This is a genomic window from Sphingomonas koreensis, from assembly GCF_002797435.1.
GTDB classification, from domain to species: domain Bacteria; phylum Pseudomonadota; class Alphaproteobacteria; order Sphingomonadales; family Sphingomonadaceae; genus Sphingomonas; species Sphingomonas koreensis.
Genome location: NZ_PGEN01000001.1, coordinates 4326327 through 4342794 on the forward strand (window position 1 = coordinate 4326327; position 16468 = coordinate 4342794).

The 16468-nt window shown below is 65.0% G+C and carries 16 protein-coding genes; 10 read left to right on the forward strand and 6 right to left on the reverse strand.

Annotated features, from left to right (window positions below; translation table 11 throughout):
* Positions 1-43: 43 nt before the first annotated feature.
* The 5 genes from rpsK (at position 44) to BDW16_RS20640 (ending at position 6142) form a co-directional block, all read left to right on the forward strand.
* Positions 44-433: a 30S ribosomal protein S11 gene (gene rpsK, locus BDW16_RS20620; protein WP_066579261.1), complete on the forward strand. Its 390-nt coding sequence runs from the start codon at positions 44-46 to the stop codon at positions 431-433.
* 105 nt (positions 434-538) lie between these two features.
* On the forward strand, positions 539-1600 hold the full coding sequence (locus BDW16_RS20625) for a DNA-directed RNA polymerase subunit alpha (RefSeq protein WP_066579264.1): 1062 nt from the start codon (positions 539-541) through the stop codon (positions 1598-1600).
* Positions 1601-1776: 176 nt separating this feature from the next.
* Positions 1777-2199 carry a 50S ribosomal protein L17 gene (gene rplQ / locus BDW16_RS20630; RefSeq protein ID WP_066579266.1) on the forward strand — a complete coding sequence of 141 codons (423 nt, stop codon included), beginning with the start codon at positions 1777-1779 and terminating at the stop codon, positions 2197-2199.
* 566 nt (positions 2200-2765) lie between these two features.
* Positions 2766-4916: a prolyl oligopeptidase family serine peptidase gene (locus BDW16_RS20635; protein WP_066579268.1), complete on the forward strand. Its 2151-nt coding sequence runs from the start codon at positions 2766-2768 to the stop codon at positions 4914-4916.
* A gap of 32 nt (positions 4917-4948) precedes the next feature.
* Entirely contained in the window at positions 4949-6142 is a 1194-nt protein-coding gene (locus BDW16_RS20640) for a dipeptidase (protein WP_066579271.1), read from the forward strand.
* A 4-nt stretch (positions 6143-6146) separates the two neighbouring features.
* Here BDW16_RS20640 and BDW16_RS20645 read toward each other — a convergent pair whose 3' ends face one another.
* Complete coding sequence (locus BDW16_RS20645; protein ID WP_066579273.1) at positions 6147-6791, reverse strand: peptidylprolyl isomerase; 645 nt, start codon at positions 6789-6791, stop codon at positions 6147-6149.
* 162 nt (positions 6792-6953) lie between these two features.
* Here BDW16_RS20645 and trxB point away from each other — a divergent pair, with 162 nt between their 5' ends.
* Entirely contained in the window at positions 6954-7925 is a 972-nt protein-coding gene (gene trxB / locus BDW16_RS20650) for a thioredoxin-disulfide reductase (RefSeq protein WP_083954332.1), read from the forward strand.
* A gap of 160 nt (positions 7926-8085) precedes the next feature.
* Here the strand turns inward: trxB and BDW16_RS20655 are convergent, their stop codons facing one another.
* The 4 genes from BDW16_RS20655 to BDW16_RS20670 form a co-directional block, all read right to left on the reverse strand.
* Positions 8086-8754 carry an AAA family ATPase gene (locus BDW16_RS20655; protein WP_241230514.1) on the reverse strand — a complete coding sequence of 223 codons (669 nt, stop codon included), beginning with the start codon at positions 8752-8754 and terminating at the stop codon, positions 8086-8088.
* A 131-nt stretch (positions 8755-8885) separates the two neighbouring features.
* Positions 8886-9698 carry a hydrolase 1, exosortase A system-associated gene (locus BDW16_RS20660; RefSeq protein ID WP_066579445.1) on the reverse strand — a complete coding sequence of 271 codons (813 nt, stop codon included), beginning with the start codon at positions 9696-9698 and terminating at the stop codon, positions 8886-8888.
* Entirely contained in the window at positions 9686-10342 is a 657-nt protein-coding gene (locus tag BDW16_RS20665; protein WP_066579281.1) for an alpha/beta hydrolase family protein, read from the reverse strand. The genes BDW16_RS20660 and BDW16_RS20665 overlap by 13 nt, the downstream gene beginning before the upstream one ends.
* A 41-nt stretch (positions 10343-10383) precedes the next feature.
* The gene (locus BDW16_RS20670) at positions 10384-10656 is read right to left on the reverse strand and encodes an acyl carrier protein (RefSeq protein ID WP_066579285.1); all 273 of its coding nucleotides are present in this window, start codon (positions 10654-10656) and stop codon (positions 10384-10386) included.
* A 121-nt stretch (positions 10657-10777) separates the two neighbouring features.
* Here BDW16_RS20670 and BDW16_RS20675 point away from each other — a divergent pair, with 121 nt between their 5' ends.
* The gene (locus BDW16_RS20675; protein ID WP_066579286.1) at positions 10778-12289 is read left to right on the forward strand and encodes an acyl-CoA ligase (AMP-forming), exosortase A system-associated; all 1512 of its coding nucleotides are present in this window, start codon (positions 10778-10780) and stop codon (positions 12287-12289) included.
* Positions 12286-13509, forward strand: a complete 1224-nt coding sequence (locus BDW16_RS20680; RefSeq protein ID WP_066579287.1) for a pyridoxal-dependent decarboxylase, exosortase A system-associated — start codon at positions 12286-12288, stop codon at positions 13507-13509. Before BDW16_RS20675 ends, BDW16_RS20680 begins: the two co-directional genes overlap by 4 nt.
* Here BDW16_RS20680 and BDW16_RS20685 read toward each other — a convergent pair whose 3' ends face one another.
* Positions 13510-13944, reverse strand: coding sequence for a hypothetical protein (locus tag BDW16_RS20685; protein ID WP_066579289.1), 435 nt, complete (start codon positions 13942-13944; stop codon positions 13510-13512).
* Between the two features lie 335 nt (positions 13945-14279).
* Here BDW16_RS20685 and BDW16_RS20690 point away from each other — a divergent pair, with 335 nt between their 5' ends.
* Positions 14280-14924 carry an XrtA/PEP-CTERM system exopolysaccharide export protein gene (locus tag BDW16_RS20690; protein ID WP_066579291.1) on the forward strand — a complete coding sequence of 215 codons (645 nt, stop codon included), beginning with the start codon at positions 14280-14282 and terminating at the stop codon, positions 14922-14924.
* A 12-nt stretch (positions 14925-14936) separates the two neighbouring features.
* Positions 14937-16457: an XrtA system polysaccharide chain length determinant gene (locus BDW16_RS20695; RefSeq protein WP_066579293.1), complete on the forward strand. Its 1521-nt coding sequence runs from the start codon at positions 14937-14939 to the stop codon at positions 16455-16457.
* Positions 16458-16468 lie beyond the last annotated feature (11 nt).

Below are 16468 nucleotides of genomic sequence, written 5' to 3' on the forward strand. Positions count from 1 at the left end.
CGGTGGCCCGCCTTTCTTCGCAGATTCGAAGGATTACTGAATAATGGCACAAGCACCGCAGCGTCTTCGCCGTCGCGAACGCAAGAACATCACCGCCGGCGTCGCCCATGTGAACGCCAGCTTCAACAACACCATGATCACGATCACGGACGCCCAGGGCAACGCGATCAGCTGGTCGTCGGCCGGCATGATGGGCTTCAAGGGCTCGCGCAAGTCGACCCCGTATGCGGCTCAGGTCGCTGCCGAGGATGCGGGCCGCAAGGCTGCCGAGCACGGCGTCCGCACGCTCGAGGTCGAGGTCAAGGGCCCGGGTTCGGGCCGTGAGTCGGCACTGCGCGCGCTGCAGGCGGTTGGGTTCCAGATCACGTCGATCCGCGACGTGACCTCGATCCCGCACAACGGCGTTCGCCCCAGCAAGCGTCGTCGCGTCTGATTTGACTTTCCGCCTGCCATCGCGGTCCGGGATGCCGGATCGGGTGGCAGGCGGCTCCAATCCTGGCAGGACTGCCCCCCGTCCTGCCCAACCCAGGGGAAGCCTGTGTCTGTCAACGCAAAGAACTGGCAGGAACTGAAGAAGCCGAACGGCCTTGAGAAAAAGGGCGGTGACGGCAAGCGGAAGGCGACCTTCGTCGCTGAACCGCTGGAGCGTGGCTTCGGCCTGACGCTCGGCAACGCGCTGCGCCGCGTGCTGCTCTCGTCGCTCCAGGGTGCGGCGGTGACCTCGATCAAGATCGAGAACGTGCTCCACGAATTCTCGTCGCTCGCCGGCGTGCGTGAGGACGTGACCGATCTCGTGCTCAACGTGAAGCAGATCGCGCTCAAGATGCAGGGCGAAGGCGCCAAGCGTCTCCAGCTCAGCGCGACCGGCCCGGCCGAGGTCAAGGCCGGCGACATCGCGGTTTCGGGCGACATCGAAGTGATGAACCCCGATCTGGTGCTGTGCCACCTCGACGATGGCGCAACGCTGAACATGGAACTCGTCGCCGACACCGGCAAGGGCTATGTCCCGGCCGCGTCGAACCGTCCGGCCGACGCGCCGATCGGTCTGATCCCGGTCGACGCGCTCTACTCGCCGGTCCGTCAGGTCAGCTACAAGGTCGAGAACACCCGCGTCGGGCAGGAACTCGATTACGACAAGCTCAGCCTCTCGGTCGAGACCGACGGCACCGTGACCCCTGAAGACGCCGTGGCCTATGCCGCGCGCATTCTTCAGGACCAGCTCGCGCTGTTCGTCCACTTCGACGATTCGGCGATCACCCGTTCGGCACCGATCGGCGTGGCCGCTCCGGCCGCGGCGGAAGGCGGCGCGGGCGACACCGCGACGATCAACCGCTACCTGCTCAAGAAGGTGGACGAGCTCGAGCTGTCGGTCCGTTCGGCCAACTGCCTCAAGAACGACAACATCATCTATATCGGCGATCTGGTCCAGAAGACCGAAGCCGAGATGCTGCGCACCCCGAACTTTGGCCGCAAGTCCTTGAACGAGATCAAGGAAGTGCTGTCGTCGATGGGGCTGCGCCTCGGCATGGAAATCCCGGGCTGGCCGCCTGAGAATATCGAAGAGATGGCCAAGAAGCTCGAACAAGAAATCATGGGGTAAGGAGCTTCGGCTCCTCCCTTGGCCGTCACCCCGGCGAAAGCCGGGGTCTCGTGCGGCGGGGGGCAACCTTATGGAGATCCCGGCTTTCGCCGGGATGACGGCTTGATGGGTGGCTCTCCGTCCCACCTGGTCTGGGGTTCCGTAAGACGGCCCCTTAACGAACGAAGGAAGATATCATGCGCCATAAGTACGGCGGTCGTAAGCTTCAGCGCACCTCGGCACACCGCATTGCGCTGTTCCGCAACATGTCGGCCGCGCTGATCAAGCACGAGCAGATCACCACCACCGTCGCCAAGGCGAAGGAACTGCGTCCTTACGTCGAGAAGCTGGTGACGCTGGCGAAGAAGGGCGGCCTTTCGAACCGCCGTCTCGCGCATGCCCGTCTGCTCGACGATGCTCAGCTGGTGAAGCTGTTCGACGTTCTGGCCGCGCGCTATGCCGACCGCAACGGTGGCTACACCCGGATCATCAAGACCGGCCCGCGCGCTTCGGACGCGGCGCAGATGGCGATCATCGAGTTCGTCGATCGCGACGTCTCGGCCAAGGGCCAGGATTCGGGCCCGGTGATGAACGACGAGGATTTCGACGAAGCGGCCTGATCCGCGGACTCGCAAGCCGATCGAAAGGGCGGTCGCACTCCGGTGCGGCCGCCTTTTTGCCATGTGCAAAGCGGGTATTTTCGCCTCGAAAGAATCGCTGCTCTTTCGAAACCGAAATGACTTCCCATTTGAGCGTCGACAGATCGTGAGGATGTCCTCGCGTCGGAGGTTCGGATGCGTTCGAATACGCGAAATGGTGCAGGCAATGCGGTGGCGATCGGTTTCGCGACTGTGCCGCTGCTGGTGATGGGCTGGGTCAGCTACTCGACGGGCCTCAGCGCGTTTTCCTGAGCGATCTTCCAAAGTTGGACTTCATCTGGTTTACCCTTGGCGATGAAGCGGCAACCGGCAGTGTCTTCACCCGTCCTCGGCTTGACGTCGTCGCGTACCCGTCGCGCAGGTGTCGCGTCGATGTTCCGTCATGGTCGCGAACCTGTCGCGTCATGGGCGCGTCGCTGGCGCGTTCGCCGGAAATCCCCGCTTTTATGCGAACTTCATGAAGCGGTCCGCTTGACCGCCAGCGCTGCCGCAATAGGGTGCCGCGGTTCCCGTTTCAGGAGATACCAATGCGCCGTGCGTCGCTGATCGCCCTTCCGCTGCTGTTCGCAGCCCCCATCGTTCACGCCAGCCCGGAGTCGCCCAGCACGATGCCTGCCCCGATCGCCTATCCTGAGACCAAACGTGTCGACGTGACCGACGAAAGCTTCGGACAGAAAGTCGCCGATCCCTATCGCTGGCTCGAGAATGACGTGCGCAACGACAAGGAGGTCGCTGCCTGGGTCGAGGCGCAGAATAAGGTCACCAATGCCTATCTGGCGACGCTGCCCGGCCGCGATATCTTCAAGGCGCGGATCAAGCAGCTGTTCGATTACGAGCGGTTCGGCGTGCCCACGCGCAAGGGAGGCCGACTTTTCTACAGCCACAATACCGGATTGCAGAACCAGGCGGTGCTTTGGGTGCGCGACGGGGTCGATGCGCCCGGCCGTGTCCTGATCGATCCCAATGGCTGGGCCAAGGACGGCGCGACCGCGCTGTCCGAATGGGTGCCGTCGCAGGATGGCAAGCTGCTGGTCTACGGCATCCAGGACGGCGGCAGCGACTGGCGCACGGTCAAGGTGCTCGACGTCGCCACCGGCAAGACGCTGGACGACGAGGTCAAGTGGATCAAGTTCAGCAACCTCGCCTGGGCGAAGGACGGATCCGGTTTCTATTACAGCCGCTTCCCGGCCCCGGCCGAGGGGCAGGCGTTCCAGCAGCTCAACGAGAATCAGTCGGTCTATTTCCACAGGATCGGCACGCCGCAGAGCGCCGACACGCTGGTCTATGCGACGCCTGAAACGCCCAGGCGCGGGCATTTCGCGCAGGTGACGGACGACGGCAACTGGCTGGTCATCACCACGACCGAGGGCACCGACGACCGCTATGAGATCACGCTGCTCGATATCAAGACGCCTGGCGCCAAGCCGCGCAAGCTGATCGCGGGTCTGGAGAACCGTTGGAGCCTCGTCGGCAATGTCGGCACGCGCTTCTACTGGACGACCAACAAGGGCGCGCCGAAGCTCAAGGTGGTGACGATGGATGTCGCGCAGGCGAACCCTGTCGCGACCGATCTGATCCCCGAGGAAAAGGCGACGCTTGAAGGCGCGGGCATCGTCGGCGGGCAGCTGCTCGTCAGCTACATGGTCGATGCAAAGGACGAGATGCGGCGCTACTCGCTCGACGGCAAGCTGTTGGGCAAGGTCGCCACGCCGGGCATCGGCAGCATCGCGGGATCGAGTGGCGATCCCGACGACAGCGAGCTGTTCTACGCCTTTACCAGCTTCAACATGCCGACCACTGTCTACCGCTTCGACGTGAAGACCGGCGAGACGAAGGTCTGGGCACAGCCCAAGGTGGCGTTCGATCCGGCGAAGTACGGCGTCGAGCAGCGCTTCTTCACCTCGAAGGACGGCACCAGGGTGCCGATGTTCATCGTCAAGCGGAAGGATGTGACCGGTCCGGCACCGACGTTGCTCTGGGGCTATGGCGGGTTCAACGTCAGCTACGGCCCGGCCTTCTCGGCCTCGCGGATCGCGTGGATGGAGCAGGGCGGGGTATTCGTCCTCGCCAACATTCGTGGCGGTGGCGAATATGGCAAGGCATGGCACGATGGCGGCCGCCTCGCCAACAAGCAGAACACCTTCGACGATTTCATCGGCGCGAGCGAGTATCTGATCGCGCAGGGCATCGCGAAGAAGGACGGTCTCGCCATTCAGGGCGGGTCGAATGGCGGTCTGCTCGTCGGCGCGGTGGTCAACCAGCGGCCCGATCTTTTCGCTGCGGCGCTGCCGGCGGTGGGCGTGATGGACATGCTGCGCTTCGATCGCTGGACCGCCGGCCGCTACTGGGTGGACGATTACGGTCACCCCTCGAAGGAGGCGGACTGGAAGACGCTGCGTGGCTATTCGCCCTATCACAATATCGGTGCGGGCAAGGCGTACCCGGCGATCCTCGCCACGACTGCGGACACGGACGATCGCGTCGTCCCCGGCCATACCTTCAAATATACGGCGGCGCTGCAGGCGGCGGATATCGGCCCCAAGCCGCATCTGGTCCGCATCGAAACCCGTGCCGGCCATGGCACTGGCAAGCCGACCGACAAGGTCATCGAGGAAACCTCGGACCTGTGGGCCTTTGCGGCGAAATGGACCGGACTCGACGTCAAGCCGGTGAAATGAGAGGAGCTGTCGTTGTGCGTGAAGGAGCCGCTATGCGTTTGATCTGCCTGCCGTTGCTTGCGCTTGCCGCGGCCAGCTGCTCCTCCACGATCGCGCAGGAGGCGGCAGCGCCGCCGCAGTCGCTGCACCAGCGGCTGATGACGCTCGACACGCATCTGGACACGCCAGTCTGGTTCTCCAACCCCAATTGGAAGTTCGGCGACCGGCATGACTGGGAGACGGATCTTGCCCAGGTCGATCTGGGCCGGATGGATACAGGCGCGCTCGATGGCGGGATGTTCGTCATCTATACTGCGCAGAAGGAAGTGACGCCGCAGGGCTTTGCCGACGCCAAGGCGTTCGCGCTCAAGCGGCTGGATGAGATCCGGAAGACGCTCGGCGCCTATCCGAACCGGATCGAGCTGGTGACGACTGCAGACCAGGCGATCCGCGCCGACAAGGCGGGGCTGCGCTTCGGATTCATCAGCATCGAAAACAGCTATCCGCTGGGCGAGGACCTGTCGCTGCTCAAGACCTTCTACGACGGCGGCGTGCGCATGGCTGGGCCTGTCCATTCCAAGGACAACCAGTTCGCCGACAGCGCGACGGGGCAGGCGACGTGGAAGGGTTTGTCGCCGCTCGGAAAGCAGTGGGTGGCCGAGATGAACCGCCTTGGCATGGTCATCGACGGCAGCCATTCGTCCGATGCGACGTTCGATCAGCTGCTCGAGCTTAGCAAGACGCCGATCATTCTCTCGCACTCCGGTCCCAAGGCGCTGTGGGGACACAACCGCAATATCGACGACGATCGCATCCGCAAGCTTGCGGCGAAGGGCGGGGCGGTGTGCATGAACAGCGTCTTTCTGACCAAGATGAACTATACCGATGAGCGCAATCGCCTGTCGGCGCTGGTCGACAAGATCGGCACGCTTTCGCCCGGGGAGCAGGCGAAGCTGACCGCACAGGTGCGCGCGCTCGACAAGGTGGCACCGGTTCAGGACACCGACTTCGAGAACTTCATGACCAATCTGCTCTATCTGCTGAAGGTCGCGGGGCCGGATCATGTCTGCATGGGGGCCGACTGGGACGGCGGGGGCGGCGTGCGCGGGTTCGAGGACATCACCGCATTGCCCAAGGTCACCGAACGGCTGATCGCAGCTGGCTATTCCGAAGCGGACATCGCCAAGATCTGGTCAGGCAATGTGTTGCGGATCATGCGCGCAGCGGACGCCGCCAAGGGGAAGTGATCCGCTAAGGCACGCGGCGCACGCTCAGCACCTTGATCCGGGGTTCGAGCATCTGGCCCTTCATCACGCCTTCGCCGCGGGTCGGCGAGGTGGGGGCGTCGAGGATCTTCCAGATCACGTCCATCCCCTCGATCACCTTGCCGAACGCGGCATAGCCGAGATTGTCGCCCGGCGCCGACGGATTGGCGTCGAGCGAGGTCTGATCGCCGACGCTGATCGTGAATTCGCCGCGCGCGGTGCCCGGGGCGAGGCGTGCGGTAGAGATCGCGCCGTCGACGTGCTTCACGCCGGTCTTGGTGGTGGGTTCATGCGCGATCGGGGGAAGAATGCGCTTGGGGTTTCCCTCCACGCCGAACTGGACGAAGCCGAACTTGTCCGCAACTTTCACCGAACGATAGAAGCCGACACCGTCGAGCCGCTTCTGGTCGACATAGCGCAGGAAATTGCGTGCCGTGATCGGGGCGCGCGCGGTCTCCAGCTCGAGCACGATCCGGCCGAGGCTGGTCTCGATCGCGACCTTCTGAGTCGCAGGCTTGGGTGTCGATTCTTGGATCGTCGGCGTGACAGGCGGGGCCGGCAGCACGGTCTGCGCAAGGGCGGTGAGAGGGGCCAGCAGGGCGGCGGTGAGCAGGGTGCGGCGGATCATCATTCAGCCAGCTTCGCCCAGGCGGCGGACCGCTTCAACCGGCTTTCGTCCACAACAGAATCGCTTTGCTGGTACGTGGCGTGACGTCACCCATGTTGCGAAAAGCGATGCCGTTCCCCTAGATGCAGTATCGCTACCGCCATTTCGCGGCCTACAGGACACAAGATGACCGCCACTCACTCGACCCGCATGCTGATCCTCGGTTCCGGCCCTGCCGGGCTTTCCGCCGCCATCTATGGCGCGCGCGCCGGCCTGGCGCCGATCGTGGTGCAGGGCATCCAGCCGGGCGGCCAGCTGATGACCACCACCGATGTCGAGAATTATCCCGGCTTCCGCGAGGTTATCCAGGGGCCCTGGCTGATGGGCGAGATGCAGGCGCAGGCCGAGCATGTCGGCGCGCAGATGCTGTACGACACGATCGTCGAGGTCGACCTGACCCGTCGCCCGTTCCGCATGGTCGGCGACAGCGGCACCGTCTATCTCGGCGACACGCTGGTGATCGCGACGGGCGCGCAGGCCAAGTGGCTGGGGCTGGACAGCGAGGAGGCGATGAAGGGCAAGGGCGCGAGCGCGTGCGCGACCTGCGACGGCTTCTTCTATCGCGGCAAGAAGGTCGCGGTGATCGGCGGCGGCAACACCGCGGTCGAGGAGGCGCTGTACCTGACCAACCACAGCCATGACGTGACGCTGATCCACCGCCGCGACAGCCTGCGCGCCGAGAAGATCCTGCAGCAGCGGCTGTTCGCCAATCCCAAGATCAAGACGCTGTGGAACAAGGAAGTCGTCGAGTTCGTCGGCGGCGGCGATCCCGAAGGACTGGTCGGTCTCAAGCTCAGGGACACGGTGACCGGCGAACTGTCCGACATCGATGTCGAAGGCGGCTTCGTCGCAATCGGCCATCACCCGGCGACCGAGTTGTTCCGCGGCCACCTGAAGCTCGACAGCGACAGCTATATCGAGGTCGAGACTGGCACCACCCGCACCAGCGTGCCCGGCGTGTTCGCGTGCGGCGACGTGATGGACAAGGTCTATCGCCAGGCGATCACCGCGGCGGGCACCGGCTGCATGGCGGCACTGGATGCCGAGCGCTTCCTGGCCGAGGCCGATTTCGAAGCGGTCGCCGAAGCGGCGGAGTAATCGTCCCAAGTTGACGGTTCTAGCGCGTTCTTTCGGGCGCGGTTGATACGGGCTAGGGCCCCTGGGCCGCCGAAGTTAACGCGCTGACCCGATTTCCTCTGCAGACGGCGCAGAGCGCTGCATACAGCGGCACCAGGGGTGACTGTTTTTGCCGGGATGATCAGTCGATCATCGCCTCCACCGTTTCGTGGGGGTAGAGCGCGAACTCGCGGTAGAGGCGGTAGTGCGCGGTTTCCTCGAGCCTGGTCGGCTGCACGCCGAATTCGTCAATCTGCCAGAGGTCTGCATCGGGCAGTGCCATCAGGATCGGCGAATGCGTTGCAATGATGACCTGACTGCGATTGGCGCGCTGGAGCTGGCGTAGCAGCTTCAGGAAGTCGAACTGGCGTTGCGGGGAGAGAGCGGATTCGGGTTCGTCAAGGATATAGAGACCCTGTCGGCTCAATCGCTCCTCGAAAAAGGCCATGAACCCTTCTCCATGCGACGCCGACAGATAGTTGGCGAAGGGCGAACCCGAATCGTCGAGGTAGCGGGCGACGGTGAAGAAGGTGTCGGCGCGGAAGAACCAGCCCTGCTTGACCTGGGGAAGCCAGGACGACCGAAGCTGCAGGCCGAGGGATCCGGCATCTGCCCCTGAATGGGGAGCAGCATCGACTGCCCGCATGCCCTGAGCACCGCCGGCGTCGCTGAAGCCCGCGTTCTTCGCAATGGCTTCGAGTATGGTGGATTTGCCCGTTCCGTTCTCTCCGATGAGGATCGTCACCGACTTCTCGAAACGGAAATCGAAGCCGTCGTTCCGGATCAATGGAAGGGTGAATGGATAGTGCATGCGCGCCTCCCCGGCCTCGCCTTCCGCAAGGGGCAACCAGATGCGGCGAAGGAACGGGGGTGGCAGAGCGGTGTCGCGTCGTTTTGAGACCATCGCTTCAGCTTATCGTAGAAGCGATATCCGGCAATGGGTCAGGTCCTCGCGAGCGCTGAGAGGACGCGTTCAGTCAGCCATGCCTTGTCCCCCGGCCGCGCGAAGCTGTGGCTGTCGGTGTCGCAGATCTGGAGGTCGCAATGGGCGTGGGCCCGGGCGAAGGCCTCGCCCTTCCATTGATCGGCAAAGGCGAGGGCGGTGTTGTCAGCTCTGGCCAGCAGGATGGTGACGGGGATTCCGGTGGTGTTCAGCGCAGCCGCAAGGCGGGCTGGAAACCCTTGCGGAGCTTGCGACAGCTTGGAAGATGCCTTTAGCAACCCACTGGCAAGTTTGCGGATATTGACGCCGCCTGTGAACAGGCGGAGCAACTCGCGGGGGTTTTTGAGCTTCTCGATATAGCGCGAGCGGATGGCGGCGGCGGGAGGGAGATCGTCGCCCCCGTCTTCATCCGTCTCGATCGTCCAGGGATTCGTGAGGATAAGGGCGTCGATGCCAGTGCCCGCATGGAACAGGATGAGCGCGCTGGCGGCGTCGCAATTGCCGAAGGCGACGATGCGGGTGAGATGCGGCGCTGCCTGGCGGAAGGCGGCAGCGGCTTCGCGAATATCCTCAGCTGTGGATTCGAAGCCGTTGTTTTCACCGGTTGAATCGCCAATCCCGCGCCGGTCGTAGCGGAACACGGGGTGACCCGCCGCTGCGACGGTTGCGGCGAGCTCGGCCATGCCGCGATGCGCGCCGATGCGGATCTCGTTTCCGCCCGAGACGATCAACAGACCGGTGGTGCCCGATGCCTCGTCAAGCGTGGCGGCAAGGGTCTCTCCGGCGCAGGGGAAGTGGGTCAGGCAACGCATGTCGCGACCCATAGTGCCACATCGTCGGCGACGGTGTTGGCGAAGGCGATGTCGTTGTCCGGCTCGGCCCGGCGCCAGAGCGGGCTGCCTGGCAGCTTGGCATCGGCGGGCTTGGCTTCGGTTTCGAGGCGGACGGTGCGGGCAATCCCCGTTAACGGCGTCGCGTCGGTGAGTTCGGCGAGCAGGGCCGGGGCGACGAGATTGCCCGCAAGTTCCACCGGGTCGGCCGCGGTGTCGAGTGATGCCGGGTCGAATGCCTCGCCCGATTCACGCGACGAAGCCTGGCGCGCGCGCACCAGCTCGCGGCGCAGATCGGCGCCGTTCATGGGGGAGAGATGGTAGCGGCCCGCAAGCGTCGCCTCACCGTCGAGCAGCGCGCCGCTACGGATGCCCAGCGAGATGGCAGGGGTTCCAAGGCCTGCCGCTGCGGCGGCGAATGCGCTTCGCAACTTCCCAAGATCGGTTTCGTGCGTCGGGATCAGGCTCTCACCCTGGCCTGGCAGGTCGGGCAACGCGCCCGCAACACCCCGCTCGGCCAGCGCGCGCAAGATCGCCACCGCGAAGGCGCGGGTGCGATTGGCTTCCTCGAACAGCGGCAATGCAACGACGACGACGGGGCCGGCCGCAGGGCCGAAGCGGAGCATCGCTTCGCGCCCGCCGGGCCAGTCATAGGCGTCGAACGCGATCAGGTGAGCGCCTTGGAGGCGGCGAAGCGTACCAGCGCACCGAAGGTTTCGAGCATGTCGCCGTCAACCTCGTCATCCTCGATGATGATGCCGAGGCGATCCTCGATCTCGGTCAGCACGCCGGCGACCGCCATCGAATCGAGCTCGGGCAGCGCGCCGAACAGCGGGGTCGCCTCGTCGAAGGCGGCAGCGCGATCGGCGCTGATCCCCAGCACATCGCGCAATACGCCGCGCACCGTCTCCTCGACCTCGTGAAATCCGTCCGGTTGCAACGTGCGTCCCCCTGCTATTTTTGCGCTTCCGTTACCGGTTGCGCGCGGCGCTGCCAAGTGCTGCACCTGCTAACAGCAAACACGCACTGTATCGTTAACCGATGCAGGGTAAGGAGGCGCGATGGTTGAACTGGACCCGACACCCCGGCCGATCGATGCGCTGCCCGGCATGGGGGCGCCCGAAGACGTCGCGCTGGAAGATCGCAACGGCACCTTGACCTACGCCGAGCTCGAAGCTGCTGTTGCCGCAATGGCGGGCTGGCTCCAGGCCCAAGGCCTCTCACCCGGCGCGCGCGTGGCGACCTGGCTGCCCAAGACGCGGGTCGCCTGCCTGATGCCGCTGGCCGTGCCGCGCGCCGGGCTGGTCCATGTTCCGGTCAACCCCGTGCTCAAGCGCGCTCAGGTCGCGCATATCCTGGCGGATAGCGGCGCATCGCTGCTGATCACGCAACCTTCGCGGTCGATGACGCTGGAGAGCGGCGACCTGCCCGATCATTGCCGGGTTGCCGGGGACGACGAGGTGGCATTCGAAGGAGCGGGGCTGCCGGCGTCCGGCGCCGACCCGCAGGCACTGGCGGCGATCCTCTACACCTCCGGATCGACCGGGAGGCCCAAGGGGGTGATGCTGAGCCACGCCAATATGTGGCTGGGGGCGATCTCGGTCGCTCACTATCTGAAGATCACGCCGGACGACCGCGTGCTGGGCGTACTGCCGCTGAGCTTCGATTATGGGCAGAACCAGCTCTTCTCGACCTGGGCGGGCGGCGGGCGGGTGATCCCGCTCGACTATCTGACCGCGAAGGACGTGATCAAGGCGGTGGACCGGCATGGCGTTACGACGATCGCCGGGGTGCCTCCGCTATGGGTGCAGCTGCTTGACGCCGAGTGGCCGGAGACGACGGCCTGGCGGCTTAGGCGGCTGACCAATTCGGGCGGCGCGCTTACCATAGGCATGGTGCGTGGGTTGCGGGCGATGTTTCCGAGCGCGGACCTCTATCCGATGTACGGGCTGACCGAGGCGTTCCGCTCGACCTATCTCGATCCGGCACTGGTCGACGCCAATCCGGAGTCGATGGGGCGGGCGATCCCCTTTGCCGAGATCATGGTGGTGCGTGCCGACGGGACCGGCGCCGAACCGGGCGAGCCGGGCGAACTGGTGCATGCCGGGCCGCTGGTCGCGCAGGGCTATTGGCAGGACGAGGAGCGCACGATGCAACGCTTCAAGCCCGCGCCGGCATTCTCCCGCTATGGCGGGATGGCGGTGTTCTCGGGCGACACGGTGATCGAGGGGCCGGATGGGCTGCTTCGTTTCGTCGGGCGTGATGACGAGATGATCAAGTCGCAGGGCAACCGGATCAGCCCGACCGAGGTGGAGGAAGCGGTGCTGGCCGGCGGTGAGGTGCGCGAGGCGGCGGCATTTGGGATCAAGGACGAGCGATTGGGGCAGGCGATCGTGGTGGTCGCAGCGGCGCGGGGCGATGCGGCGATGGCCGAGGCAGCGCTGCGCGAGCGACTGAGGCGGGAACTGCCGAGCTTCATGCAGCCGACACGCTACGAGTGGCGCGAGGCGTTGCCGCGCAATGCGAACGGCAAGTTCGACCGGTCGGGCCTGAAGGCGGAGTTGACGTCATGAAGCCGATCGGGCCGATTCCTCCCTATTTCATGAGGCAGGGCGAATTGACGATCGCGGGGAGAGCCGCGGCGGACTGGGTGGCGGAGGCAGGGTCGCCGCTGTTCGTCTACGACATGGGGATCGTGCATGAACGACTGAGGGGGCTACGTGCGGCGCTTCCCGATGCATGCGAGATCCACTTCGCGATCAAGGCCAACCCCTTGCCCGAATTCATAGCGGCAGTGGCGCCGCTCGTTGGTGGGCTGGATGTCGCGTCGGGCGGGGAACTGGCCAAGGCGCTCAAGGTCAAAGACGCGGCGCACATCAGCTTTGCGGGACCGGGCAAACGCGATGCCGAACTGGAAGCGGCGATCGTGGCGGGCGCGACGCTCAACCTCGAATCCGAAGGGGAGGCGGAGCGGGCACTGACGATCGGGCGAGTGCTGGGTACGACGCCAAGGCTGGCGGTGCGGGTAAATCCGGATTTCGAGCTGCGCGGATCGGGCATGAAGATGGGCGGGCGCGCCTCGCCATTTGGGGTCGATGCCGCACGCGTGCCGGCGTTGGTGAACCGGCTGATCGCGGCGGGCGCAGACTGGCGAGGGTTCCATATCTTCGCCGGGTCGCAGTCGCTCGATACCGCGGCGATCATCGAGACGCAGGCGGCGACGGTAGCGCTGGCCGCGCGGCTGGCACAGGAAGCCGGCGTGTCGCCGCCGCTGGTGAACCTGGGCGGCGGGTTCGGAATCCCCTATTTTTCAGGCGATATGCCAATCGATATCGATGCGGTGGGAGCCGCGTTGGGCAAGACATTGGAGTCTCGGCAGGAAATCCTCGCGCAATCGGGTTTCGCGATCGAGCTTGGGCGCTGGATAGCAGGCGAGTGCGGCGTCTATCTGATGCGCGTGATCGACCGGAAGATCAGCGGGGACGAGACCTTCCTGATCTGTGACGGCGGGCTGCATCACCAACTCGCCGCATCGGGTAATTTCGGCACGGTGGTACGACGCAACTATCCGGTCGCCGTGGCGGAAAAGATGGATGCTGAGCCGGTCGAGACCGTCTCCGTCGTAGGGCCGCTGTGCACGCCCCTGGACCGGCTCGCCGACCGGGTGGCGCTGCCGCGCACGGAGCCAGGCGACGTCATCGCAGTATTCCTGGCCGGCGCCTATGGCGCGAGCGCGAGCCCGGCTGCCTTTCTGGGCCATGGCCCGGCGACAGAGATCGTCGCAGGCTGTTGATCAGCCGGAAAAGAGACGAAAACGGAGATAGTTTGAGGCATGCGTCTCACCCGTCGTCTTCCCCGGAAAGCCGGAGCGTGCCTCGCTGAAATCCATGCCGAGCGGCAGGAAGACAAGCTGAGCCAGCGCGGTACAGAGCAGGCCCCACCAGGCAAGCACCTCTTGCTCCCGGATCAGCGCCAGCGCGTCGCAGGCCAGCATCGGCATGAACATCACCCAGGCGGCCATGCACCATTCGTTGCGCAGATAGCGGCTGCCGATGATAAAGGCGGCGAGGTGCTGGAGCAGGTTCACCCAATGGAATGGGGCGCCGAGCCAGAAGACGAACTCTCCCGCCAGCCAGCTAAGCACGATGACGCGCGCAAGCGGGCTGAACGGCGCAACGAACAGCCCCGTCAGGATGATGCCGAGATAGTAGAGGTGCCCCGGCCCCATGGGCACTCGGTCAGACGGGCTTGGAAGGCTTGGGCGGCGCGGGCGGGGTCGGGGCCGGTGCAGGCGGCGGCGGGGGCGCAGGCGGCCAACCACCGTGCTGGCCGCTCATCGACAGTTCATGATCCCCGCTCATATAAGTCTCCCACAGCAACACTCGCCCGAAATCGAATCGGGATCGCTTCTTTTCTCAAGCATAGCGTGCGTCACGCGCAAGTCGCGCGCTGTTCTTTCCTAACGGTATCTTTACCCATGTAACCCTAAGCGTTCCGCAAGGCGCGTGATATGTGGAGGCGGGACGCCGGCTCCAGTTGCGTGCGGGACGGAGGTTTTGGGTGATGCGTTTTGGGCATAATGCGAGGGTTCTGACGGCCGTGTCGATCGCCGCGATCGCGCTTTCGAGCTGCGCGGGCGGGAATAATCGGCCCGAATTGCCGTCCACTACCTTTGTCGCCAGCCGCGAAGGGCCGGGCGAGGAATATGTGATCGGCCCGCTCGACAGCCTGCAGATCTTCGTATGGCGCAATCCTGAGCTTTCGGCCAAGGTGCAGGTGCGTCCGGACGGCCGCATCACCACACCGCTGATCAGCGACATGCCCGCGGTCGGCAAGACCCCGGCGATGCTTGCCGACGATCTCAAGATCGCGCTTGGCGAGTATATCAAGGATCCGATCGTCTCGGTCATCGTCGAGAATTTCAGCGGCACGTTCAGCCAGCAGGTCCGCATCGTCGGTGCAACCGAGAAACCGGCATCGCTGCCCTATCGCGCGAACATGACCCTGCTCGATGCGATGATCGCGGTGGGTGGACTTTCGGAATTTGCGGCCGGCAACCGTGCCCGGCTGGTCCGTTTCGACAAGAACACCGGCCAGCAGCGCGAATACCGTCTGCGCCTGTCGGCACTGCTCAAGAACGGGGATACGAGCGCGAACGTCCGACTGGAGCCGGGCGACGTGATTATCATCCCCGAAAGCATGTTCTAGGGGCTGGCACTGATGGGAGGCCTTTGGGAAGAAATCCGGACACTGATCCACGGGATCTGGCAACGCCGCTGGATCGCGCTGGCGATCGCATGGGCGCTGTGCCTGGCGGGCTGGCTGGTCGTGTCGCAGATCCCCAACCAATATGAGAGCCGCGCGCGCATCATGGTGCAGCTGCGCCAGATCCTGCCGGGTCAGGGCGCCGATACGCAGCAGGAGCAGCAGAAGGACATCGACCGGATCCGCCAGACGCTGACCAGCGCGGTGAATCTGGAAAAGGTCGTCCGCGGCACAGAGCTCGCCAACACCGTCGTCACAGATCAGGACGTCGCCGGGCGGGTCGCAGGGCTGCAGCAGAAGATCAAGGTCGTCGCGCAGCAGGACAATCTGTTCGAGATCAGCGCGACCGCGTCGAACGGCAAGCTGGCGCGCTCGATCGTGCAGAAGCTGATCGATATCTTTGTTGAGGATAATCTGACGCAGGGCCGCGATCAGGCCAGCCAGTCGCTCACCTTCCTCGATCAGCAGCTGGCCGAACGCCAGAAGGCGCTTCAGGCAGCCGAGAGCAAGCAGGCCGAGTTCCAGACGCGTTATCTGGGTTCGCTGCCCGGCACAGGTACGCTCACCGAGCGGCTGGCGACGGCGCGCAGCCAGCTTGCCGATGTCAACGCTCAGCTTGCCGCTGCGCAGAGCGGACTCGCGGCGGTGAACGGCCAGATGGCCGGGACCGCCGCCACGACTCCCGGGGTTGGTGGCACCGCTGTCGCCGGCCCCGCACGCGCGCGTGTTTCGGCTATTCAAGGACAGCTGGCCGAAGCTCGCGCGCGTGGTTGGACCGACAATCATCCCGATGTTGCGGCGCTGCGCAGCCAGCTGGCGCAGGCGCAGATCGCCGCACGCGGCGAAAAGCCGGTTGCGGGCGGCGGTGGCGGCGCCGGCGCGAACCCGCTTTATCTGGGTCTCAAGACGATGCAGGCCGAGCGCGCCGCGCAGGTGGCGGCACTGGCCAATCGCAAGGCGCAGATCGAGGCCGATATCAACGCCTTCGACCAGAAGATCGCCAGCGATCCCGCCGCCGCGCAAGAGCAGGCGGAGATCGACCGCAACTATCAGGTGCTCAAGACCGAGTATGACAAGCTGCTGACCGATCGCGAGCAGGTGAAGCTGCGTAGCCAGGCGGCGAGCCAGGCCAATGCGGTGAAGTTCGACGTCGTCGATCCCCCGGTCACGCCTACCGCGCCGAGCGCGCCCAACCGGATGCTGCTGCTGACCGGCGTGCTGATCGTCGGCCTGGGCGGCGGCGTGGCGGCGGCATTCGGCCTGAGCCAGCTGGCCGGCACCTTCCCGACCGCCAAGCGGCTGGAGAAGGCATCCGGGATGCCGGTGATCGGATCGGTTGGTGAGGTTGTAACAGAGGCGCAGACTGCGCTTCGCAGAAAGCGGCTGCAGATGTTCGCCGCGGCGACCGGCGGGCTGCTGGTCGCCTGGGTAGCGCTGCTCGGGCTGGAGATGTTCCAGCGCGGCATGGCGGCATGACGGGGAAAGCG